Source organism: Plantactinospora sp. CA-290183 (assembly GCF_050936375.1).
Taxonomy (GTDB): domain Bacteria; phylum Actinomycetota; class Actinomycetes; order Mycobacteriales; family Micromonosporaceae; genus Plantactinospora.
In genome coordinates this window covers 74,215-96,779 of the sequence record NZ_JBNJMX010000006.1, presented here as the reverse complement: position 1 = coordinate 96,779, position 22,565 = coordinate 74,215, and the positions used below count along the sequence as shown (strand labels likewise).

At 74.5% G+C, this 22,565-nt stretch carries 17 protein-coding genes; 7 read left to right on the top strand and 10 right to left on the bottom strand.

The window, feature by feature from the left end:
- Window positions 1-36 precede the first annotated feature (36 nt).
- Window positions 37-1,425, bottom strand: coding sequence for a dihydrolipoyl dehydrogenase (gene lpdA, locus ACQEUR_RS13895; RefSeq protein WP_433030194.1), 1,389 nt, complete (start codon window positions 1,423-1,425; stop codon window positions 37-39).
- A 264-nt stretch (window positions 1,426-1,689) separates the two neighbouring features.
- Between lpdA and ACQEUR_RS13890 the strand changes: the two genes are divergently transcribed.
- On the top strand, window positions 1,690-2,022 hold the full coding sequence (locus tag ACQEUR_RS13890; RefSeq protein WP_433030192.1) for a hypothetical protein: 333 nt from the start codon (window positions 1,690-1,692) through the stop codon (window positions 2,020-2,022).
- A 70-nt stretch (window positions 2,023-2,092) separates the two neighbouring features.
- On the opposite strand, the gene ACQEUR_RS13885 is transcribed toward ACQEUR_RS13890, so the two are convergent.
- Entirely contained in the window at window positions 2,093-3,724 is a 1,632-nt protein-coding gene (locus ACQEUR_RS13885; RefSeq protein WP_433030190.1) for a leucyl aminopeptidase, read from the bottom strand.
- 162 nt (window positions 3,725-3,886) lie between these two features.
- On the opposite strand from ACQEUR_RS13885, the gene gcvT reads away from it, so the two are divergent.
- The gene (gcvT, locus tag ACQEUR_RS13880; protein WP_433030188.1) at window positions 3,887-5,068 is read left to right on the top strand and encodes a glycine cleavage system aminomethyltransferase GcvT; all 1,182 of its coding nucleotides are present in this window, start codon (window positions 3,887-3,889) and stop codon (window positions 5,066-5,068) included.
- Window positions 5,069-5,123: 55 nt separating this feature from the next.
- On the opposite strand, the gene ACQEUR_RS13875 is transcribed toward gcvT, so the two are convergent.
- The 3 genes from ACQEUR_RS13875 to ACQEUR_RS13865 all read right to left on the bottom strand — a co-directional run bounded on the left by ACQEUR_RS13875 (window position 5,124) and on the right by ACQEUR_RS13865 (window position 9,401).
- Window positions 5,124-6,413: a DUF2314 domain-containing protein gene (locus tag ACQEUR_RS13875; RefSeq protein ID WP_433030186.1), complete on the bottom strand. Its 1,290-nt coding sequence runs from the start codon at window positions 6,411-6,413 to the stop codon at window positions 5,124-5,126.
- Between the two features lie 65 nt (window positions 6,414-6,478).
- Window positions 6,479-7,249, bottom strand: coding sequence for an adenosylcobinamide-GDP ribazoletransferase (locus tag ACQEUR_RS13870; protein ID WP_433030184.1), 771 nt, complete (start codon window positions 7,247-7,249; stop codon window positions 6,479-6,481).
- A complete protein-coding gene (locus ACQEUR_RS13865) occupies window positions 7,242-9,401 on the bottom strand; it encodes a bifunctional adenosylcobinamide kinase/adenosylcobinamide-phosphate guanylyltransferase (RefSeq protein WP_433030182.1) in 2,160 nt (719 codons plus the stop codon). Before ACQEUR_RS13865 ends, ACQEUR_RS13870 begins: the two co-directional genes overlap by 8 nt.
- 147 nt (window positions 9,402-9,548) lie before the next feature.
- On the opposite strand from ACQEUR_RS13865, the gene ACQEUR_RS13860 reads away from it, so the two are divergent.
- On the top strand, window positions 9,549-9,749 hold the full coding sequence (locus tag ACQEUR_RS13860) for a hypothetical protein (RefSeq protein WP_433030180.1): 201 nt from the start codon (window positions 9,549-9,551) through the stop codon (window positions 9,747-9,749).
- 5 nt (window positions 9,750-9,754) lie between these two features.
- Window positions 9,755-10,552 carry a site-2 protease family protein gene (locus ACQEUR_RS13855; RefSeq protein ID WP_433030179.1) on the top strand — a complete coding sequence of 266 codons (798 nt, stop codon included), beginning with the start codon at window positions 9,755-9,757 and terminating at the stop codon, window positions 10,550-10,552.
- A gap of 137 nt (window positions 10,553-10,689) precedes the next feature.
- Here the strand turns inward: ACQEUR_RS13855 and ACQEUR_RS13850 are convergent, their stop codons facing one another.
- Together ACQEUR_RS13850 and ACQEUR_RS13845 are read right to left on the bottom strand one after the other, a co-directional pair.
- The gene (locus tag ACQEUR_RS13850; protein ID WP_433030177.1) at window positions 10,690-11,688 is read right to left on the bottom strand and encodes an aldo/keto reductase family protein; all 999 of its coding nucleotides are present in this window, start codon (window positions 11,686-11,688) and stop codon (window positions 10,690-10,692) included.
- Between the two features lie 64 nt (window positions 11,689-11,752).
- Entirely contained in the window at window positions 11,753-13,708 is a 1,956-nt protein-coding gene (locus tag ACQEUR_RS13845; protein WP_433030175.1) for a WG repeat-containing protein, read from the bottom strand.
- A gap of 2,556 nt (window positions 13,709-16,264) precedes the next feature.
- On the opposite strand from ACQEUR_RS13845, the gene ACQEUR_RS13840 reads away from it, so the two are divergent.
- Genes ACQEUR_RS13840 through ACQEUR_RS13830 form a run of 3 tightly spaced genes read left to right on the top strand, consistent with a single transcriptional unit; the run spans window position 16,265 to window position 18,952 of the window.
- A complete protein-coding gene (locus ACQEUR_RS13840; RefSeq protein WP_433030173.1) occupies window positions 16,265-17,119 on the top strand; it encodes an ABC transporter permease in 855 nt (284 codons plus the stop codon).
- Window positions 17,112-17,924 (top strand): ABC transporter permease, encoded by an 813-nt coding sequence (locus ACQEUR_RS13835; protein ID WP_433030171.1) that lies wholly within the window; start codon window positions 17,112-17,114, stop codon window positions 17,922-17,924. Before ACQEUR_RS13840 ends, ACQEUR_RS13835 begins: the two co-directional genes overlap by 8 nt.
- Window positions 17,921-18,952, top strand: coding sequence for an ABC transporter ATP-binding protein (locus tag ACQEUR_RS13830; RefSeq protein WP_433030169.1), 1,032 nt, complete (start codon window positions 17,921-17,923; stop codon window positions 18,950-18,952). Before ACQEUR_RS13835 ends, ACQEUR_RS13830 begins: the two co-directional genes overlap by 4 nt.
- A gap of 77 nt (window positions 18,953-19,029) precedes the next feature.
- Here ACQEUR_RS13830 and ACQEUR_RS13825 read toward each other — a convergent pair whose 3' ends face one another.
- The 3 genes from ACQEUR_RS13825 to nadA form a co-directional block, all read right to left on the bottom strand.
- A complete protein-coding gene (locus tag ACQEUR_RS13825) occupies window positions 19,030-19,650 on the bottom strand; it encodes a DUF3043 domain-containing protein (RefSeq protein WP_433030167.1) in 621 nt (206 codons plus the stop codon).
- Window positions 19,651-19,775: 125 nt separating this feature from the next.
- Complete coding sequence (gene murA, locus ACQEUR_RS13820; protein ID WP_433030165.1) at window positions 19,776-21,131, bottom strand: UDP-N-acetylglucosamine 1-carboxyvinyltransferase; 1,356 nt, start codon at window positions 21,129-21,131, stop codon at window positions 19,776-19,778.
- A gap of 231 nt (window positions 21,132-21,362) precedes the next feature.
- Window positions 21,363-22,532, bottom strand: a complete 1,170-nt coding sequence (gene nadA / locus ACQEUR_RS13815) for a quinolinate synthase NadA (protein ID WP_433030163.1) — start codon at window positions 22,530-22,532, stop codon at window positions 21,363-21,365.
- Between the last annotated feature and the right edge of the window lie 33 nt (window positions 22,533-22,565).

Here is a 22,565-nt window from a genome sequence, read left to right as displayed (position 1 = left end):
GCCCGGTTGCCGCCGGGCGCCGCGGGGAAACTGTGGTCAGGCGTGTGCGTGCAGCGGCTTGCCGGCCAGGGCCAGGTGCGCCTCACCGAGCGCCTCGCTCTGGGTGGGGTGGGCGTGGACGAGCTGCGCCACCTCGGCCGGGTACGCCTCCCAGTTGAAGATGAGCTGCGCCTCGCCGACCAGCTCGCCCACCCGGGCACCGACCATGTGCACGCCGACCACCGGGCCGTCCTCCACCCGGACGAGCTTGACGAATCCGGCGGTCTTGAGGATCTGGCTCTTGCCGTTGCCACCGAGGTTGTAGTTGTAGGTCTTGATCTTGTCGGCGCCGTACTGCTCCTTGGCCCGGGCCTCGGTGAGCCCGACGGAGGCCAGCTCCGGGTCGGAGTAGGTGACCCGGGGGATGCCGTTCTCGTCGATCACGGCCGGGTTGCGCCCGGCGATCTCCTCGGCGACGAAGATGCCCTGCTGGAAGCCGCGGTGTGCCAGTTGCAGGCCGGGCACGATGTCGCCGACCGCGTAGACGTTCGGCACCCCGGTGCGCAGCCGCTCGTCGGTCAGCACGAAACCACGGTCGAGCTTGACGCCCTGCTCCTCGTACCCGAGGTCGGCGGTGGTCGGGCCGCGCCCGACGGCGACCAGCAGCAGCTCCGCCTCGAAGGTCTCGCCGCCCTCGATCGTGACCTTGACGCCGGAGTCGGTGTGCTCGACCTGCTCGAAGCGCTTGCCGGTCTTGAAGTTGATGCCGCGCTTGCGGAACGCCCGCTCCAGCGCCTTGGACGACTCCTCGTCCTCGGCGGCCACCAGCCGGGGCAGCGCCTCGATGATCGTCACGTCGACACCGAAGGAGCGCCAGACGCTGGCGAACTCGACCCCGATGACGCCGCCGCCGAGCACGATCGCCGAGTTGGGCACCCGGTCCAGGGTGAGCGCGTGGTCGCTGCTGATCACCCGCTCGCCGTCGATCTCCAGCCCCGGCAGGGTACGCGCGTACGAGCCGGTGGCCAGGATGACGTTGCGGCCGGTGTAGCGGCGCCCGTCCACCTCGACGGTGTCCGGGGAGACCAGCCTGCCGGCGCCCTCGACGATGGTGATCTTCGGGTTCTTCAGCAGCCCCTGCAGGCCCTTGTAGAGCCGGGAGATCACGCCGTCCTTGTACGCGTTGACGCCCGACATGTCGATGCCGACCAGCTCCGCCTTGATGCCGAACTGCTCCGACTCGCGGGTCTGGTCGGCGATCTCGGCGGCGTGCAGCAGCGCCTTGGTGGGGATGCAGCCGTTGTGCAGGCAGGTCCCGCCGAGCTTCCCCTTCTCGACGATCGCGACCGACAGGTCCAGCTGCGCGGCGCGCAGTGCCGCCGCGTACCCGCCGCTGCCACCCCCGAGGATGACCACATCGAAGGTTCCGCCGTTCGGCTCGCTCACAGTTAACTCCCAGGTCGCGTCGCTGCTACGAGGGTGATGCCGGTCAACCGGGCATACCGCCACTTCCGGTCGACGCTCTCCGCCCGGAGGGGGCGTGGACCCCTCCGGATTACCAGTTGGGCCGGCAAGCGTCCACCTCGGTCATCTTGTCACTAGTGGAAGCGGACCGCGTACCGAGGTGCCCAACGACACGTCCTCGGGACGTACGCTTGCCGGATACGCCAGTTACGGGCGGAGCGGACGTCCGGGGAGGAGCAGATCGGGGTGGGCTGGTTTCGCCGGCGAAAGAAGACGGTCGTCGGGGCGGGAGACCGTCCGGCCAACCGTGCCGATCTTGACCATCTCGAGGAGTTCGTGCGCTCGAAGCGGGGTGTCGAGGCCTTCATCGAACCCCGGACGACGGTGACCGAGACCACGGTGATGCTGATCGCGCACGACGGGGAGTGGACCCGCCGCCGGGTCGAGGGCCCGGAGGGCGCCCGACGCTTCGCCCACCGGATGGCGATCCCGGTCTACGACGTGCGGCTGGTCGGCTACCCGCAGCGGATGCGCGACTACAACGAGCGGCGCAAGCGGATGACCGGCCGGACCGACTGAACCCGGCCGGACCGGGGCGGCCCGGGGCCGGCCGGCAGACCGGGGCGGCCCGGGGCCGGCCCGGCCGTCCTCAGCCGTTCGCCGCGATGTCGTCGACCAGCTCCAGCAGGGTACGCACCGGAACCCCGGTGCCCCCCTTCGACCAGTGGCCGGTCGGCTCGCCGGAGTGGTAGCTCGGCCCGGCGATGTCGATGTGCGCCCACGGCACGTCGTCCGCGACGAACTCGCGCAGGAAGACGCCGCCCTGGAGCATGTGGCCGGCCCGGTCCATCGACGCGTTCACCTGGGAGATGTCGGCGACCTCCGAGTCCATCCCCTTGCGTACGTCGTCCGGCAGCGGCATCGGCCAGGCCGGCTCGCCGGTCGCCTCGCCGGCCGCCTGCACCCGCTGGCAGAACTCGGCGCTGCCCATCACCCCGGCCATCCGCTTGCCGAGCGCGACCACCTGGCCACCGGTCAGCGTCGAGGTCTCGATCAGGTAGTCGCAGCCGTCCTCGCATGCCCGGGCCATCGCGTCGCCGAGGACCATCCGCCCCTCGGCGTCGGTGTTGAGCACCTCGACCCGCTTGCCGTTGTACATCGTCACCACGTCGCCGGGCCGGTAGGAGGAGCCCGAGGGCATGTTCTCGGCCATCGGCAGGTAGCCGCTCACCGCGACCGAGGGCTTCAGCTCGGCCACCGCCAGCATGGCGGCGGCGACCGCCGCCGCGCCCGCCATGTCGGACTTCATCTCCCACATGCCCTGGGCCGGCTTGATCGAGACGCCACCGGTGTCGAAGGTGATGCCCTTGCCGACCAGCGCGATCCGCCGCGCCGCCGCGTCCGGGCCGGCCGAGGCGGGCTGGTAGGAGAGCTTCACCAGCCGGGGCGGCGCCGCCGAGCCCAGCCCGACCGCGAGGATGCCGCCGTAGCCACCGGCGGCGAGCGCCTGCTCGTCCAGGACCTCCACGGTCAGCCCGGCCTCCCGGGCCGCCGCCGCCACGGAGTCGGCGAACGACGGCGGGCGCAGCTCGTTGGGCGGGGTGTTGACCCAGTCCCGGGTCCGGCCGACGGCGCCCGCCACCACCGCGGCCCGGGTGATCTCGGCGCGGGCCCGCGCGTCGTTCGCGTCCGGGACGTGCACCGCGACCGACTCCACCGGGGACCGGCGGCTGGGCTGCGGCCGGGTCTTGTACCCGGCGAACCGGTACGCGCCGAGCAGGGCGCCCTCGGCGGTGGCCCGCAACGCCGCCGGCGCGTCCTCGTCGTCCGGCAGCGGCAGGGTGAGCGCGACCCGCTCGCATCCGGCGAGTGCCCGGACGGCGGAGGCGGCGGCCCGGCGCAGCGTCTCCGGCGCCGGTGCCGCTCCGGACGGCTCGGGGCCCAGGCCCACGGCCACGACCAGCGGGGCGGTGACGGTGCCCAGGGTGGCGAGCTTGATCACCTCTCCCGGGCCGCCGGTGGCGCCCAGCAACGCCAGGGTCGCGGTCAGGCGGCCGTCGAACGCGGCGGCGATGCTCTCCGCGCCGGTCGCGAGGAGCAGCGTCTCGGCGAGGTCGACGCCACGCCCGGGATCCCGGGCGCCGGTCTCCGGCCCGCTCGCGGCCCCGGTCTGCTCCACCGTGCCCGGGTTCTGGCTGTGCAACCCGATCACGATGGCGTCGACGGCGAGTTCTGCGGGGTCGGTGTCGACCAGGCTGAGAGTGGTGCTGGGCGATGTCACTCGGCGGCTCCGGGCGGGCATGGCCGGCCGCGTCGTGCGCGGGCCGGCGGTTATGGTCTCCGGCGCAACCTACCCGCCGGAAGATGGGCTGTCCCGCCGACGGTCCGCCGGAGGGTCCCGCCGATGCTAACCAGGCCGCTGACCACCGGTAGGTTGCGACCCATGACCGACGCGACCCAGGTGACCGGCCCGACCCCGGAACCTCCCGCCGACCAGCCCCGCCGCTCACCGCTGCACGAGCGGCACGTCGCGCTGGGCGCCAAGTTCGCCCCCTTCGGGGGTTGGTCGATGCCGCTGGAGTACGCCGGCGGCGGAGTGCTCGCCGAGCACACCGCGGTGCGTACCGCCGTCGGGGTCTTCGACGTGTCGCACCTGGGCAAGGCGCGGATCACCGGCCCGGGAGCGGCGGACTTCGTCAACGCCCGCCTCAGCAACGACCTGGGCCGGATCGGGCCGGGCCGGGCGCAGTACACGCTCTGCTGCGACGACGCCACCGGCGGGGTGGTCGACGACATCATCGCCTACCTCTACGGCGACGAGCACGTCTTCCTGGTGCCGAACGCGGCGAACACCGCCGAGGTGGTACGCCGGCTGCGGGCCGCCGCCCCGGCCGGGATCACGGTGACCGACGAGCACGAGGCGTACGCCGTACTGGCGGTGCAGGGGCCGCGCTCGGCCGAGGTGCTCGGCGCGCTCGGGCTGCCGACCGGGCACGACTACATGAGCTTCTCCACCGCCGAGCTGAGCTTCTCGACCGCCGAGTTCGCCGGTGCCGCCGGGCCGGTGTCGCTGGTGGTGTGCCGGACCGGATACACCGGCGAGCACGGCTACGAACTGGTGGTGCCGGCGCGGGCGGCCACGGTGGTGTGGGACGCGCTGCTGGCGGCCGGCGAACCGTACGGGATCCGGGCCTGCGGGCTGGGTGCCCGGGACACGCTGCGCACCGAGATGGGCTATCCGCTGCACGGACAGGACCTGTCGTTGGAGATCACCCCGGTGCAGGCCCGGCTGGGCTGGGCGGTCGGCTGGGACAAGCCGGCGTTCTGGGGCCGGGACGCCCTGCTCGCCGAGAAGGCCGGCGGGGCGCGGCGGACCCTGTGGGGGCTGGAGGCGCTGGACCGGGGCATCCCGCGGCCCGGCATGACGGTCTACGCCGCCGACGCGGTGGCCGGCACGGTGACCAGCGGCACGTTCTCCCCGTCCCGCAAGGTCGGCATCGCGCTGGCGCTCCTGGACGGCGCGGCCGGGCTGGGGCAGGGCGACCGGGTCGAGGTCGACATCCGGGGGCGGCGGGCGGCGATGCGGGTGGTCCGGCCGCCCTTCGTGCAGCCCTCCGTGAAGTAGCCGCCCGCCCGGCGGGTCAGCCCGCGCGGCGGGGTCAGCCGCCCACGCGGCGGGGTCAGCGCTGGGAGCGGTCGCCGGCGTCGAGCACGGCCTGCGTCCAGCCGCCCTCGATCACGCCGCCGCCGTCGAGCAGGGCCCAGTCGACGACGTCGACGACGTCCACCACGACCGGCTGGCCGATCCGGACCGCCGGGTCGGCGGCGGCGTCGCTGGCGCTGGCGCCGACGATCCGCTCCGGGGTCGCCCACGAGGTGACCCCGGCCCAGACGAACTCGGGCCCCTCGTCGGTCGGCAGGCCGTACTTCACCAGGAGCTGCACCCCGCCGGGCAGGGTGCCGGCGAGGAACCGTTCCCGGATCCCGGGCAGGCCGTCCCGGGCGGTGGTGATCGCCGTGGCCATCGCGTCGTCGGGTCGGGCGTACCGGACGTCGGACTGGGTCGCGCCGAACAGGGCGGCGCAGACCGCGGCGAAGTACCGTCCGGCCGGGCCCGGGTGGCCGGCGGGCGGCAGCAGGGTCAGGAACGAGTCGGCGTCCGGATCGGTGGCCGGGTCGAGCTCCAGCCGCAGGGCGGCCGGCTTCGTGGTGTCGTGCTGCTGCGGATTGCCGTACGCCACCGCGATGTCGTGCCCGGTCACCGAGGTGAGCACGGGAAGCTGGACGAAGGCCGGCACCTCGCTGTCGGTCAGCTCGTCGGTCCAGGCCCGCAGCAGCCGGCGGGCCACCCCGGTCATCACCGCGCCCCAGGCCCGGGTCAGGTGTGCGGGCACCCCCTGGGCCTGCAACTCCAGCAGCCCGAACCGGCGCAGTCCCTTGGTGGTGAACCAGAGCCCGCCGTCGTCGGAGGAGTACGGCACGAGGACCCAGTCGATGAGGCGTACCCGCCCCTCGGCGTCGGGCAGCGAGCGCAGGGCGGCGGCCGGGTCGAGGAACTGGAGCGCGAAGACGTCCACCAGATCGGTGCCGGCCGCCTCGGCCAGCGCGCTCGCGACCGTACGGGCCGCCCACTCGTGTGCGGGTGGCCAACCGGGCCGGTAGCTGGCCTGGACGACCACCAGTTCGGTGGCGGCGGCGAGCCGGGCCAGCTGGGCCTCGCTGGCGCCGAACGCGGTGAGCAGGTCGGGGGGCAGGTGCGGGAACTCGGATATCGGGCGGGTGTCCACCGACATGAGCGGACTGTCCAGCATCTGCCGGGCAAGATCGTGCACCGGGCCGGAGACCCGGCCGCCGAGCGCCGCCACCGCCCGCGCCGGTGAGGTCTCCAGCTCACCGGTGGTGGGCACCAGATAGGTGGCGGTCAGCGACTCCGGGACCGGCACGGGCAGGAAGTCGTCCGTGATGATCATTGTGCTCCCCTGCTCGACCGCCTCGCGTCCTCTTCGCGAACGCTACCCGCGTTGGTCGTGCCCGGTCAGCCGGTCAGCATGACACCCAGGTAGAACAGCGTGGTGCCGAGTTCGACGACGGCGCCGAGCACGTCTCCGGTGATGCCGCCGAGCCGGCGTACCACGTGGCGCAGCAGCAGGAGCGCGCCGGCGAGCGCGGCGGCGACGGCGACCGGCCCCTGCCACGGCCGGCCCGGCACCGCGGGCACCGCCAGGAGCGCGACGGCGACCGTCGCCACCACCAGCACCGCCGGGCCGACGGTCCCGGCGACCAGCGCGCCGAGCCCGTCCGGGCGGGCGGCGGGCACGCCGCGCCGGCAGGACCAGCTCACCGCGAGCCGGCCGGTCGCCGCCCCGGCCGCCACGCCGGTGAGCAGCGCGGGCCACGACCGCTCCGCCAGCGCCGCGAGGGACGCCGCCTGGAGCAGGAGTACGAGGACCAGCGCGGCGACGCCGAACGGGCCGACGTCGGGCTGCCGCATGATCTTCAGGGCGGCCGGCCCGGACCGGTAGGAGCCGAGCGCGTCCACGGTGTCGGCCAGCCCGTCGAGGTGCAGGCCCCGGGTGAGCAGGGCGGCCACCGCCACCGTCAGGCCGGCGGCGACCAGCGGCGGAGCGAGCGTGGCGGCCCCGCCGAGCACGGCCGCGAGCAGCAGCCCGAGCAGGGCGCCGACGGCCGGCGCCAGGCCCATGGCGACGCCCGCCGTCGACCGGTCCACCCGGCCGCCCTCCAGGGGCGCGACGGTGAAGGTGGTCAGCGCGAGCCGACCGCCGGCCCGGAGCCGGCCCTCAGGCACCGGGCGGTACGGCGGCGCCACCGGACCGGCTGGCGGCGGTGTCGTCCGGGGTGGCTCCGTCCGGGGCGGTGTCGTCCGGGGCGGCCGGGCGGGCCGGTGTCGCCGGTCCGGGACCGGCCGGCGGCGGTTCGACGAACTCCTCGTCGTCGCCCTCCGGCGCCTCCGGGGCGGGCGTCGCCGGCGCGGGCGTCGCCGGCGCGGGCGTCGCCGGCGCAGGCGTCGCCGGTGCGGGCGCCTCCGGTGCGGGCGTCTGCGGCCCGGGCGTCCCGGAGCCCGGCCCGGTCGGCCCGGCGTCGGCGGGGGACGCGGCGGCCGGGTCGGCCAGCGTGGGATGCACCGGCAGCGCGCCGGCCAGGGTCAGCGCCGACCGCAGCAGGGAGAGCGTGGCCAGCGCGGTGGCGCCCTCGCCGAGATCCAGCCGCAGGTCCACCAGCGGGGTCAGCCCGAGCACGTCGGCGGCGAGCCGGACGGCCGGGTGGTTGCCGTGGTCCGGGAGCAGGCACCAGTGCCGGGCCTGACCGGCGAAGTCCCGGCTGACCAGGCCGGCCGCCACGCCGACGGGGCCGTCGAGCAGTACCGGGGTGCGTCGGGCGGTGGCGCCGAGCAGGACGCCGGTGGCGATCGCGATGTCGCCGCCGCCCAGCTCCGCCAGCACGTCCCGCCCCTCCCGGGCACTGCGCCGGGTCCGCTGGAGTGCGTCCCGGACCGCCGCGCAGCGCCGCATCCAGGCCTCGTCGTCCACCTGACCGCCGGGGGTGACCACCCGGCCGAGCACCGCCGCGGGCTCGGCCCCGGCGGTGACCGCGAGCACGGCCGCGGCCGCCGCTTCCGCGCCGGCTCCGCAGGCGCCCAGCACGATCAGCCGTACGCCGACGTCCGCCGCCTCCTCGGCCAGCCGCCAGCCGTACCGCAGCGCCGCCTCGACCTCGTCCGTGGACAGGGCCGGACCACCCTCCATCGGGGCGGCGGTGGGCGCCTCGACCACCTGGAGGGTGGCGCCGGCCTCGGCGGCCAGCCGGGCGAGCGGACCGGCGCCGGCGCGGGCCTGGGCGGCCCGGCGGGCGGAGTCGCCGTCGGGCGTACCGGCCGAGGCGCCGCCGGCGTGGTCGCCGTGGAGCAGCAGCACCCGTACCGAGCGCCAGGGCGCCGGCCGCTCCGTGCCCTGGGTGGCGGCGGCGAACCCGACCACCCGGTCCAGGTTGCCGAGCCCGGCGCCGGGCAGGTCGAGCGTGGCGAGCCGGTCGAGGGCTGCCTGGCCGGCGTACTCGTCCGGCATCGGCAGGTCCATGCCGGGCTGGATGACCAGCCCGGTCGCCACCATCGGCAGCGCCATCGTCGGCGCGGCCCAGGTCGTACCGGCGGTGGTGTCGGCCGGGGAGGTCGTGGCGGGTCCGGTGGTCTCCGGTTGCAGCACCTCGGGCGGTGCGGGGGTGGCGGTCGCCGCGCCGAGCAGCCCCGCCCAGGGCGTCGGGCCCGCCGCCGCGGCCTGTCGCTCGGGGCCGGCCTGGGCCGGTACGGCGGCGGCCGGTGCGGGCGGCGTGGCGGATCCGGCTCCCTCGGCCCCGTGCTCGGCGCGGTCGGAGCCGGCCGGCGCGGCGCCGCGCCGGGGATCGGCCTTCAGCCAGCTCGGCTGCCCGGCCACCACCAGGACCACCGTGTCACACACCTGCGCGAGCGCCTGGTTGGTGGTGCCGATCGCGTCGGCGAACGCCCGCCCGAGTGGCGTGGTGGGCACCAGCGACAGCCCCACCTCCGGACTGACCAGCACGAGGCGGGCGGGGCAGTTCCGGACCGCGTCGGCGAGTTCACCGACGGTGGCGACGTCGTCCGCGGGCTGGTGCGCCGGGTCGAGCAGGATGGTAACCCAGCCGCCGAGGTCGTCGACGAGCAGCGTCTCGCCCGGTTCGGCGTTGCTGATCAACTCCGCGAGCCGGGAAGGATCGGCGTTGGCCTCCTCCGTCGTCCAGCCGGCCGGCCGGCGCACCTTGTGCGCCTCAATCCGGGCGACCCACTCGGCGTCCTCCGCGCCGATTGCGGCTGTCGCGACATAACGGACAGCCGGCAGGTCCGCGACCAACGCCTCGGCGAACTCGGACTTGCCGGACCGGGTCCCGCCCAGCACGAGGACCCTGCTCCACCCGTCAACTGCCATGCCCGTACCTTAGAGCGCTCGGCCGCGCTTCCCGTCGACAGGTGCGCCCGCCCGGCACCTCGGGCCGCTCCCCGCCGGTGCGGGTGGGCCGGCCGACTAGGCTGGCGGAGGTTGTCGGCGCGGGAAGACGGCGAGGGGAGACGGGACATGCCGTGGAGCTGGCGGTACGAGGGCGCGGACGGCAGCCCGGTGAGCGGGCCGGCCGAGGCGTTCAGCAGCCAGGCCGACGCCGAGTCCTGGATCGGCCAGACCTGGCGCGAACTCGCCGCCAACGGCGTCGCCTCGGTGGTGCTGGTCGAGGACGACCGGGTGGAGTACCGGATGAGCCTGCTCTCCGGCGCCGAGTGACCGGGATGAGCTTCGACCAGCGGGGGCGGGACCGGTTGCTGCTCGGGGTGCCCCGGGAGGCGTTCCGGCCCAGCCCCATCTTCCTGGCCCTGGTCGCGCTCTTCGTGACCAGCGGCGTGATGGCCTGGAACGGCTTCGGCAACGTCCGGCTCGACGTCTTCCTCTTCGTCGTCTCCGGCTGGCTCGTCTCGCTCTGCCTGCACGAGTACGCGCACGCCGTGGTGGCGTTCCGGGCCGGCGACCGGGGAGTCGCGCACCGGGGCTACCTGACCCTGAACCCGCTGAAGTACAGCCACCCGTTGCTCTCGATCATCCTGCCCGTGGTGGTGGTGCTGCTCGGCGGCATCGGCCTGCCCGGCGGGGCGGTCTGGGTGGACCGGCACGAGATTCCCGGCCGGTTGCGGCACTCGCTGGTCAGCCTCGCGGGGCCGGCGACCAACGTGCTCTTCGCGCTGATCCTGGTGGTGCCGTTCGCCGTCGGGGTGGACGTCTTCGCGCATCCCGAGTTCTGGGCCGGGGTCGCGCTGCTCGCCTTCCTCCAGCTGACCGCGAGCGTGCTCAACCTGCTGCCGGTGCCCGGCCTGGACGGCGGCAACATCCTCCAGCCCTGGCTCTCCCCGCAGTGGCGACGGGGCTACGACCTGATGGCGCCGTACGGGTTCCTGCTGCTCTTCGCCCTGCTGTGGAATCCCCGGATCGGCGGCTGGTTCTTCGACGGCGTCTTCGCCGTCGGCGACGTGATCGGCCTGCCCGCCTACCTCTACGCAGACGGCCTGCGGCTGATCAGGTTCTGGCAGGGCTGAGCGCCCCGCTCCACCGGAGCTGGACGCGGCCCGGTTCTCACCCACGCCGACGGCCCGGCAACGGAACCGCCCGCCGGCTCCGGGCTACGGAGTCGGCGGGCGGCGGCGTCGGGGACCGGGGTCGTCGAGGACCGGGATCAGGGACGCTTGGCCGGGCTCTCGGTCTTGGCCGGGTCCCGCTCGGTGATCGGGTCGACGATCTCGTCGATCGCCTTGAGCAGCGCGGCGTCGAGCTTGACCCCGGCGGCCTTGGCGTTGTCGTTCACCTGCTCCGGACGCGAGGCGCCGATGATCGCCGAGGCGACGTTCTGGTTCTGCAGCACCCACGCGACGGCCAGCTGCGCCATGGTCAGGCCGGCCTGCTCGGCGAGCGGCTTGAGCTGCTGCACCCGGGTCAGCACCTCGTCGCTCATGAACCGGGCGATGAAGGCGGCCCCGGACTTCTCGTCGGTGGCCCGCGAGCCCTCCGGCGGTGCCTGGCCTGGCAGGTACTTGCCGGTCAACACGCCCTGGGCGATGGGGGAGAAGACGATCTGGCTGACCCCCAGCTCCTCGCTGGTCGGTACGACCTCCTCCTCGATGACCCGCCACAGCATCGAGTACTGCGGCTGGTTGGAGACGAGGTGGATCTTCAGTTCGCGGGCCAGCGCGTGCGCCTCCCGGATCTGCGACGCCTTCCACTCGGAGACACCGATGTAGAGGGCCTTGCCGGAGTGGACCACGTCGGCGAACGCCTCCATGGTCTCCTCCAGCGGCGTCTCGTAGTCGTACCGGTGCGCCTGGTAGAGGTCGACGTAGTCGGTCTCCAGCCGCTTCAGCGAGCCGTTGATCGACTCCATGATGTGCTTCCGGGACAGGCCGCGGTCGTTGCGCCCCGGCCCGGTCGGCCAGTAGACCTTAGTGAGGATCTCCAGCCCCTCCCGGCGCTCGCCCCGCAGGGCGCGGCCGAGTACCGCTTCGGCCTTCGTGCCGGCGTAGACGTCGGCGGTGTCGAAGGTGGTGATGCCGACGTCCAGGGCCGCGCGGACGCAGGCCGTCGCGGCGTCCTCCTCGATCTGGGAGCCGTGGGTGATCCAGTTGCCGTACGAGATCTCGCTGATCAGCAGGCCGGAACGGCCAAGGTGTCGGAATTCCATACCCTTGACCCTAGTCGTCGCCCCGGTGGCGGAGCAGGTTGGCCGGCCCGACGAGGAATGAAGATCACAGTACGGGTTTGGTGTCCGCGAGCAGCCGGTCGATCTCCTCGATCACGTCGTTCCGGCTCGGGTGCGCCATCTCGATCAACAGCTCGCCGCGGCGGTCGAGGGCGCCCCACTGGCCGCTACCGTTGCCGACCAGGAACGCGACGGGATGGATGACCAGGGCCGGATGCGCCGGTGGGATGAGCACCTGCCCGGACCGGTCCACGACCCCCTTGCGACCACCGAGGTCGACGATGGCCAGTCCCTCGTCGGTGAAGCCGTCGACGTAGCGGCCGTCGGTCAGCGCGGTGGTGAAGCCGGTGTACCGGGTGGGCAGGACCACCCGCCCGGTCCGGTCCACCGCGCCCCAGCCGCCCCGGCGTACCGCGGCGACACCCCGCCGGAACGGGCGTACGTCCTCGAAACCGGCCGGGATGACGACCTTGTTCGACTTGTCGATGGCGAGCCAGGCGCCGTTGCCGTCCCGGGAGACCCAGGCCAGCCCGTCGGAGAAGGAGCCGACGCCCAGGTAGCCCGACGAGGCCTTGATGAGCAGCCCGCCCGACTCGTCGATCAGTTCCCAGGTGCGGGTGTCGGGGCGGCGTACCCAGGCCGCCCCGTCGTGGAACGGCTGCACGTCGGCGTAGCTCGGCGCGATCGCCAGTTTGCCGTCCGGGTCGGCGTAGCCCCAGCGCTGGACCTTCTCGCTGAACTTCGGCACTGGTGGCCGGTGCACCTGGAGGATCTCGTCCCGCTCGCGCGGGTACGGTCCCCAGCCGTTCTGCGCCACCTTGCTGAACACCGCGTCCAGCGCGAGTTCGGTGCGGGCGATCAGATCCGGGTCCTCGACCTTGCGCAGCTCCAGCGCCTTCTCGAAGTGGTTGCACGCCTCCATGTAGCGGCCCTGGTCGTAGCAGGAGCGCCCGGCGTGCTCGTGCATGGTGGCGCGCAGCCGGTCCGGCAGCTCCGAGGAGTTGGCCTCCTCGAACAGCCGGTCCGCCTCGGTGAAGTCACCCCGCCACTGGAGTACGTGGGCCAGCCGGGCCTGGGCGATCGCGATCCGCCGCAGCTGACCGGTCGCCTCGGCGTGTCCCAGCGCCAGCTTGCCGTCGGCGAGCGCCTTGCCCAGGTCGCCGAGGATGCGGGAGACGACCGCCCGGAGGCTGAGCAGCCGGGCCCGGGTGGCGTTGTCCTTGGCCGGTTCCAGCTTCTCGGTGAGCCGGTCCCGGATGGCCCGCAGCTCGTCGGGGTCCTCGACCAGCTCGCGCAGGGTCTCGTGGTGGAAACGCCACTGGTACGACGCGAGGACCTGTTCCGGATCCGTCGGCGGCGGTGTGGCCTCGGCCTCCTCGGCCGCCGGTTCGGCGTCCTTCTCCGATCTCGGCCGGATGATCGGGGTGAGCATGGTCGGCGCGCTCAGCGCCGTGGCCGCACCGGCGGCCGGCCCGGTCGGCAGCACGGTGTCCGGGCTTGCCTCGACCGCCGGGGGCCCGGAGACGGGGCTGTCCGCCGGCGGACCCGAGGTGGGGCTCTCCGCTGGCGGCCCCGTGGTGGCGCTGTCGGCCGGCGGCCCGGAGGTGGGGCTGTCGGCGGGTGGCGCGGAGATCGGGCGGGCGGCGCCGGGGTCGGCCGCGCCCGGGTCGGCTGGTTGCGCCGCGGCATCGTTCGGCGTGTCCACCGTGCTGGGCGGCGCCGGTTCGGCGGCGGCACGATCGACGGTCGGGCCGCCCGGGGTCGTTGCCGGCGTCGTTCCGCCGGTGGGCGGCTCCGCCGGCGTTCCGCCGCTCGGCTCCGTCGGCGGCGGGCTGGCCGGTGGCTCCGCCGGCCGCGTCGCGCCGTCCTCGGGCGCCGTCGCGGTACCCGGTTCGGCTGGCTCCGGGGCGACCTCCCTGGCGGAGGGCGTGGTGGGAGTGGTGGGGGTGGTTTCCGGCCGGGATCCCGCATGGGTCCGGTCCGCGACAGGTCCGGTTGGCATGGAGGGTACGGAGATCTCACTTAGATCGGCCGCTCGTGCGGATGCCGGTTCGGGGCCGGCGGACGCCGGTTCGATCGGAGGACCGGACGACGGTGCGGGCGAGGCGGGTTCGATGACGGAATCGAGGGCCGGGGCGGCGGCCGACGGTTCGACGGATGGGCCGGGTGGGACCTCGACCGGCCCGGTCGGGACCGGGGCTGGCTCGGTCGAGGCGCTGTCCGGCTCTCCGGGTGCGCTCCTGGGCGGTACGGCGGGGGGCGTCGGGGCAGGAAGGAACTCCAGGCGTAGTCCGGTGGTGGGTGGGGGCGTGACGGGGGCGGGCCGGGCGCCGGCTGCGGGGCGCCGGAGGAGGTGGCCGGTTTCGCCGGTCCGGCGCCCGGATCCGGTGACGAATGCGGCGTCAGCCAGCCGGAGGCGCGGTCGCGGACTCCGCCGGCCGGGCGGGTCTGCTCGGGGCGCGCGACGGTCGGCGGCGCGGGCTGGCGCGGCTCGGGGGCCGGGCTGGCCGGGGGCGGCTCCACCCAGGACGGAGGTCCGGCCGCCGGCCGGGTCCCCGCCAGGTCGGCCGGGCGTGCCGGCTCGGCCGGGCGTGCCGGCTCGGCCAGGCGTGCCGGCTCGGCCGGGCGTGCCGGCTCGGCCGGGCGTGCCGATGCCGCCGGCCGGGCCGCGTCCGCCGCGGGGCGTGCCGACTCCATCGGGCGTGCCGACTCCATCGGGCGTGCCGGTTCGGCCGGGCGTGCCGGTTGGACCGGACGTGGCGGTTCGGCCGGGCGTGCCGGTTGGACCGGGCGTGCCGGTTCGGCCGGACGCGGTGCGTCGGCCCGGCGGGGCGCCGCCTCGGCCGGGCGTGCCGCGTCGACCGGGCGCGGCTGTTCCACCGGGCGCGGCGGGTCGGCCGGCCGGGGCTCGATCGGACGCGACTGCTCGATCCTGCGTACCGGCTCGGCCGGGCGTGGCTCGACGCGTCGGGGCGGCTCGACCGGCCGTGGCTGCTCGGCGGCGCGGTGCGGCCCGGCGGGACGGGGCGGTTCTCCGGCGCGGGGCGGTTCCCCGGGACGGGGCGGGGACGTCGGTGGCACCCGTCCCCCGGGCCCACCCGGTCCGGGCACCGGAGCGAAGGAGCCGCCGCGGTCCCGCCGTACCGGGAAGTCGTCCGGTTCGGCTGGCCGTCGCGGGGTCCGGTCCGCGCCGGGTATCCGGTCCGGACGCCCGTACCCGGTGGGCAGGTCGGCCGGTTGGCGGTCGGCGCCGGGCGGGACCCGGCCGGGGCGCTCGGTGCGGGGCGGTGGTCCGGCATAGCCGGGCTGCTCCGGCGCCGGGCGGGGGTCGCGACCCGACGGCCGGCCGGGCGCCAGGTCGGGGAAGCGGCGGCCGTCGCGCGGCGGCTCCTGGCCGCGCGGCGCCGGGCCGCGGTGGCCCGCCGCCCAGCCGGGCACCGCCGGCGGCCCGGAGATGGGGCGCGGCGCCGGGGACGTGGGCTCCACCGCGCGGTCCGGTCGACCACGTGCGGGGGTACGCCCGGGCGGAACGTCCCGCCCGGAACCGTGCGGTGGCTGGCCACCGGAACGGGCGGCCCAGCCCTCGGTCCGGTCCCGCCCGCCGGGCCCGTCGAGCGGCCCAGCCGGTCCCACCCGACCCCGTCCGTCACGGGCCCGTCCGGTGCCCCCCTCGGCGGCCGCCGCGCGGCGGTCGGGCAGCGGCTGGGTCTCCTCCGCCGGTGGACCGGTGAGCCACCGGCCGCGCCGCTCCGGTGGCGGCGGTCCCGGGCGCGTCCCCGGCCTGGGCCGGTCCTGCGGCGGTCCGGCCCGCCGGGAATCGTGCTCCTGTGGACTCCGGCCCGGATCGGGCCCGCCCGCCGCCGCGCCACGCTCGGTCCGCCGCCCCGACTCGGTGCCGCCGGTCGGCCGCCGCTCGTCTCGACCCAGCTGCGCGGACCCGCCGGAGCGGTACGCGGTGGGCTGTCCGATCCGGCCGTTCGAGGGCCGGGGGAGCGCCTCGGGTGCCTCGTCCAGGTCCTCCGGTGCCTCGGCCCAGTCATCGACCCAACCGTCCCGCCGGGTGGGACGCCGGTCCCGACGCTCGGCCGGGCCACCCTGGCCGCCGCGGGGCTTCGGGCCGGTGGACTGTGCCGGTGGCGGGCTTCCGGTGCCGCTCGGCCGGGGCGCCGGATCCGGTGCGGACACACTCGCCCGGCCCGTCGGCACCGACGCCCGGCCGGTCGGGCGGGCCGGCCGGGGCCGTTGCGGACCGATGTCGCCGGGGTAGCGCTGACCGGGGAACTGCGGCTGCCATTCCGAGGTCGGCTCGCGTACCCAGGAGGGTTCGCCCGTCTCGCCCCACCGGTCGGGGTACCGTCCCCCGGTCATGCCGCCGCTCCGGCACACTCGGTGACCGGCCAACCCGGACGCTGCGGCGCGCGCGGCGCGGCCGGGGCAGCCGGCTCGCGTCGCTCACTCACGGGGTGTCACCTCGTCGAAAATCTCGCTGGGCAGCCGGGCAGGCCGGGTAAAGTCACCCGGCTCGGGTGCAGCGTGGTCGCGGAAGGAGGGTAACGGCGTGGGCTCCGTCACCGCCACTGTGCCACCACCCATCCGCCGAAACATTATCCCGTGGTTTCGGACATTTACCGCCATAACCGAATCGGGGTTTCGTCGGTACTCTACCTATCGCCAAGCAACTGTCGCCGGTGCCTTCACCAACACGGTCTTCGGCTTCCTCCGCTGCTACGTACTGCTCGCCGTGGCCGCCGGCGCCGGGGGCCTCGCCGCGGGCTACGACCGGGCCCAGCTCGTCACCTTCGTCTGGGTCGGACAGGGACTGCTCGCGGTGGTGTTGCTCTGGGGTTGGACGGACCTGGCCGACCGGATCCGCACCGGCGACGTGGTCAGCGACCTGCTCCGTCCGGTGCACCCGGTGGTCAGCTACCTCGCCGCCGACCTGGGCCGGGCCGGGTACGCGCTGCTCACCCGGTTCGTCCCGCCGGTGCTGACCGGCCTGGTCTTCTTCGACCTGCGGTTGCCGACCCGCTGGTCGACGGTGCCGCTCTTCGCGGTCTCCGTGGTGCTGGCGGTGCTGATCTGCTTCGGCTGCCGTTACCTGGTCAACGCGACGGCCTACTGGCTGCAGGACGTACGGGGGCCGATGATCCTGTGGACGCTCGGCTCCGGGGTGCTGGCCGGGCTCTACTTTCCGCTCCGCTTCCTCCCGGACTGGATCGCCGTGCCGCTCTGGCTGCTCACCCCGTTCCCGAGCCTGCTGCAGACGCCGCTGGACGTGGCCGTCGAGCGGACCGGCCCGGCGGTCCAGTCCGGCATGGTCGCCGTACAGCTGTTCTGGGCCGGGCTGGTGCTGCTGGCCTGCCGTACGGTCCAGCGCAGGGCCGAGCGACGACTGGTGGTGCAGGGTGGCTGAGCGGCTCGGAGTGCTGCCGGCGTACCTGGCGCTGCTGCGCGGGCAGGCCCGGTCGCAGGCGTCCTACCGGACGTCCTTTCTGGTCGACCTCGTCGGCAACGTCGGCGCCACCGTCTTCGACGTGCTCACCGTGCTGGTGCTGTTCGGGGTGACCGCCCGGCTCGGCGGCTTCGACCGGAGCGAGGCGATGGTCATGGTCGGCCTCTCGGCGGCCGCCTTCGCCACCGCCGACCTGACGGTGGGGAGCATCGAGCGGGTCCGGCAGTACGTGCGCACCGGGCTGCTCGACGCCGTACTGGTCCGCCCGCTCGGCGCGCTGCCCCAACTGCTGCTGATGGACCTGCCGCTGCGCAAGGCGTCCCGGGCGATCTTCGGGGCGGGGGTGCTGGTCGCCGCGCTGGCCGTGGCGGAGCCGACCTGGACGCCCGGGCGGGTGCTGCTGGCCGTACTGGCCCCGCTGGCCGGGGCGGTCTTCTTCGGATCGATCTTCGTGGCCACCGCCTCGCTGGCGTTCTGGTGGATCGACTCCGGCGAGGTCGGTGCCGCCTTCACCTACGGCGGGCGGGACTTCACCTCGTACCCGATGACCGTCTACGGCGGATGGTTCCGTGGTCTCTTCGCGTACGGCCTGGGGTTCGGTTTCGTCGCCTACTACCCGGCGCTGGCGCTGCTCGGCCGGGCCGACCCGCTCGGCCTGCCGGGCTGGGTGGGGTGGGTGGCGCCCGGCGTGGCGCTGCCGGCGGCGGCGCTCGCCGCGCTCGCCTGGCGGGTCGGGGTCCGGCACTACCGCAGCAGCGGCTCGTGAACGCGACCCCGCCGGACGAGCCGGTGATCGAGGCGCACGGCCTGTGCAAGGAGTTCGTGGTCCGGGTCCGGGCCGGCCGGCTGCGCCGGGTGAAGCGGGTGGTGACCGCCGTGGACGGGATCGACCTGACCGTACGCCGGGGCGAGATGATCGGCTACATCGGGCCGAACGGCGCCGGCAAGTCCACCACGCTGAAGATGCTCACCGGCGTGTTGACCCCGTCGGCGGGCGAGGTACGCGTCTGCGGGCTGCCACCGGTGGCCCGGCGCACCCGGTTGGCGCTGCGGATCGGCGTCGTCTTCGGCCAGCGCTCGCAGCTCTGGTGGGACCTTCCGTTGCGGGACTCGTTCGACCTGCTCCGGCACGTCTACCGGGTCCCCGCCGCGGCGCACGCCGCCCGGCTGCGCCGCTGCCGGGACCTGCTCGACCTGGACGGCTTCCTGGACGTGCCGGTCCGGCAGCTCTCCCTCGGGCAGCGGATGCGCGGCGAGCTGACCGCCGCGCTGCTGCACGGGCCGGAGGTGCTCTTCCTGGACGAACCGACGATCGGGCTGGACGTGGTGAGCCGGCAGGCCGTCCGGTCCTTCCTCGCCGAACTCGGCCGGACCGGTGACACGACGCTGCTGCTCACCACGCACGACCTCGCCGACATCGAACGGCTCTGCCGGCGGCTGGTGGTGATCGACCACGGCCGGGTGGTGCACGACGGCTCGATCGAGGCGCTGCACGCCCGGTACGGCTCGCGCCGGCTGGTGGTGGCCGACCTTGAGGAGCCGCTGGCCGAGCCGCCCGTGCTGGCCGGTGCGCCGCTGCTGCGTACCGAGGCGCAGGGGCGCCGGCTCGTCTTCGCCTGCGAGTCGCTGACCGCCTCCGAGGTGGTGGCCCGGCTGGCCGGCCTGGTGACGCTGCGGGACATCTCCATCGTCGAGCCGGACATCGAGGGCGTGGTGACCCGGCTCTACCGGGAGCCGGGACCGGTCGCACCCCGGGCGCCGGACGCGGATCCGGCGGTGGCCGCCGGGCCGTGACTCATCCCGCCCCGCCGGCCCCGGGGGTTGCCGTGCTGATCGCGGTGATCCTGGCCTTGGCCGCGTACGCCCTCAGCTCAGATGGCGTCGCCGAGGTTGACCCGGGGGACCGGGGCGCGCATCCGGCGGAAGGTGATCGACCGCATGATCGCGTAGAGGTAGAGCGAGCCCATCCGCTGGTCGCTCTTCGGGAACCGCTCCCGGACCAGCTTCTTGATCCGTCGGGAGATCAACACCGAGTCGATCACGACGCCGACGGCCAGCAGGGCCCAGAGCAGGTTGGAGGCGAGCCGCACCGGGGCCGGCATGGCCGCGGACGAGCCGATCAGCACGATCAGCGCGCCGGCGAAGAACCAGGTGCCGACCGTACGGCGGGAGTCCACCACGTCCCGGGCCAGCGCCCGCTCCGGTCCCCGGTCCCGCGGGCCACCCTCGCGGCGGAACTCGGCCGCCGCCTCGGCCCGGCGGGCCCGGCGCTGCTCCCGGGCCTCCTGCTTGTTGAGGGGCTTGACCTCACCGACCGGCCGGCGGGCCGGGTTGGGCCGCTTCGGCGTCTGCACGCCGAGCTCCTTCTTGCTCGGGGTGTAGCCCCGAGGACGGGCGGACCCGGAGTCCCCGGTGGCGGCAGACTCGGGCTTCACCTCGGAGACGGCGTCCTCGACGAGGTTGGCGGACTTGCGGCGAAACAGCGACGGCACGGGTGAAGGGTAGCCAACCCCCGCCCCGCCCCGCACATCGCGGTGCGGGGCGGTATCGACGGTTCCGCGCGCGGTGTCGCCGGAGGTCCGGTTCGCCGGGCCCGGCCCGGCGACATCCGCTGCGGTTACGGGCGCTCGGCGTGCGCGCCGAGCGCGGAGAGCTTGGCCTCGAAGTCCTCGTAGCCACGGTTGATCAGGTCCACCCCGTAGACCCGGGAGGTGCCCTCGGCGGCGAGCGCGGCGATCAGGTGGCTGAACCCGGCCCGCAGGTCCGGGATCACCAGGTCCGCGGCGTGCAGCTTGGACGGCCCGGCGATCACCGCCGAGTGCTTGAAGTTGCGCCGGCCGAAGCGGCACGGGGTGCCGCCCAGGCAGTCCCGGTAGACCTGGATGGTGGCGCCCATCTTGTTCAGCGCGTCGGTGTAGCCGAGCCGCTGCTCGTAGACCGTCTCGTGCACGATCGACAGGCCCCGGGCCTGGGTCAGCGCGACCACCAGCGGCTGCTGCCAGTCGGTCATGAAACCCGGGTGTACGTCGGTCTCCAGCGCCACCGCCCGCAGCTCACCGCCCGGGTGCCAGAACCGGATGCCGCCCTCCTGGCCCGGGCTGCCCACCCGGGGCGGCCGGGTGTCGGTGACCTCGTACGCGCCGCCGACCGAGCGGAACACGTTGAGGAAGGTCATCATGTCGGCCTGCTCGGCGCCGAGCACCTCGACCCGGCCGCCGGTCGCCAGCGCCGCGGCGGCCCAGCTCGCCGCCTCGATCCGGTCCGGGATCGGCCGGTGGGTGTAGCCGCCCAGCCGGGCCACGCCCTGCACCTCGATCACCCGGTCGGTGTGCACCTTGATGATCGCGCCCATCTTCTGCAGGATGCAGATCAGGTCGATGATCTCCGGCTCGACGGCCGCGTTGCGCAGCTCGGTGACGCCCTCGGCGAGTACGGCGGTCAGCAGCACCTGCTCGGTCGCGCCCACGCTCGGGTACGGCAGCTCGAACTTCGTCCCGTGCAGCCCGGTCGGCGCGGTCAGGTGCATGCCCTCCGGGGTCTTGTCGACCACCGCACCGAACTGCCGCAGCGCCTGGATGTGGAAGTCGATCGGCCGGGGGCCGATGTGGCAGCCGCCCAGGTCCGGGATGAACGCGTGCCCGAGGCGGTGCAGCAGCGGCCCGCAGAGCAGGATCGGGATCCGGCTCGACCCGGCGTGCACGTTGATCTCGTCGGTGCTGGCGCCCTCGACGTTGGCCGGGTCGAAGACCAGCTCGCCGTTCTCGGCGCCGTCGGTGACCTTGACGCCGTGCAGTTCGAGCAGGCCGCGGACCACCTCCACGTCGCGGATCCGAGGCACGTCGAACAGCCGGCTCGGTTCGTCACCGAGCAGGGCGGCGACCATCGCCTTGGACACGAGATTCTTGGCGCCACGCACCCGGATCTGCCCGTTCAGGGGCGTACCCCCGTGTACGACCAGGACGTCGTCGGTCAACGCAACCTCCAGCGGGTTGATGCTGCTGAATCAAGATGGACTACATACCCAGGTCCACGCCGCCGCTTGCCCCGTGGCGCAACCGCATCTCGCGGCTGGCTCTCCTCACGGCCCCGGGCAGCATAGCGCTCCGTTACGGGGAAAGACCGCTCACTGGGCGTCGGATGGCGCGAAACGGGGAGCGGGGCACGAATCCGTACGGCGACGAACACGCACGGTGACGCTTGTCGATCAAGGAAGCGCGAGCATCTGGTCCAGCGCGACCCGGGCGTGGTGTGCGGTCGCGGGGTCCACGGTGATCTGGTTGGGCACCCGGCCGGCGACCAGCTCCTCCAGCGCCCAGACCAGGTGCGGCAGGTCGATCCGGTTCATCGTCGAGCAGTAGCAGACGGTCCGGTCGAGGAACATGATCTGCTTGTCCGGGTGGGCGTTGCCCAGCCGGCGGACCAGGTTGAGCTCGGTGCCGATCGCCCACGCCGAACCGGCCGGCGCCGCCTCGATGGTCGAGATGATGTATTCGGTGGAGCCGACCTGGTCGGCGGCGGTGACCACGTCGTAGCGGCACTCCGGGTGCACCAGCACGTTCACCCCGGGCACCCGCATCCGGACCTCCTGCACGCTGCTGAGCGTGAAGCGGCCGTGCACCGAGCAGTGCCCGCGCCACAGGATCATCTTCGCCTCCCGCAGCTGCTTCGCGGTCAGCCCGCCGCCGGGCTTGTGCGGGTCGTAGAGCACGCAGTCGTCCGCGTCCAGCCCCATCTTCAGCACGGCGGTGTTGCGGCCCAGGTGCTGGTCGGGCAGGAAGAGCACCCGCTGGCCACGCTCGAACGCCCAGCTCAGGGCCCGCTCCGCGTTGGAGGAGGTGCAGACCACCCCGCCGTTGCGCCCGACGAAGCCCTTGATGTCGGCCGAGGAGTTCATGTACGTCACCGGCACGGTGGAGTCGGCCACACCCAGCTCGGCGAGGGTCTCCCAGGCGTTCTCGACCTGCGGCAGCGCCGCCATGTCCGCCATCGAACAGCCGGCGGCCAGGTCGGGCAGGATCACCCGCTGGGCGTCGCCGGTGAGGATGTCGGCGCTCTCGGCCATGAAGTGCACGCCGCAGAAGACGATGTACTCCGCGTCCGGCCGGGCGGCGGCCTCCCGGGCGAGCTTGAACGAGTCGCCGGTCACGTCGGCGAACTGGATGACCTCGTCGCGCTGGTAGTGGTGGCCCAGCACGAACACCCGCTGGCCCAGCTTCGCCTTGGCCGCCGTCGCCCGGGCGACCAGGTTCGGGTCGCTGGGCGGGGGCAGCTCGCCGGGGCAGTCGACGCCCCGCTCGCTGGACGGATCGGCGCCCCGGCCGAGCAGCAGGAGGGCGGTTGCGGTGCTGGACGGCTCTACCCACGTCGAAGTCACGATTCCCATGCTCGCACAGCGGGGACCGCTTTC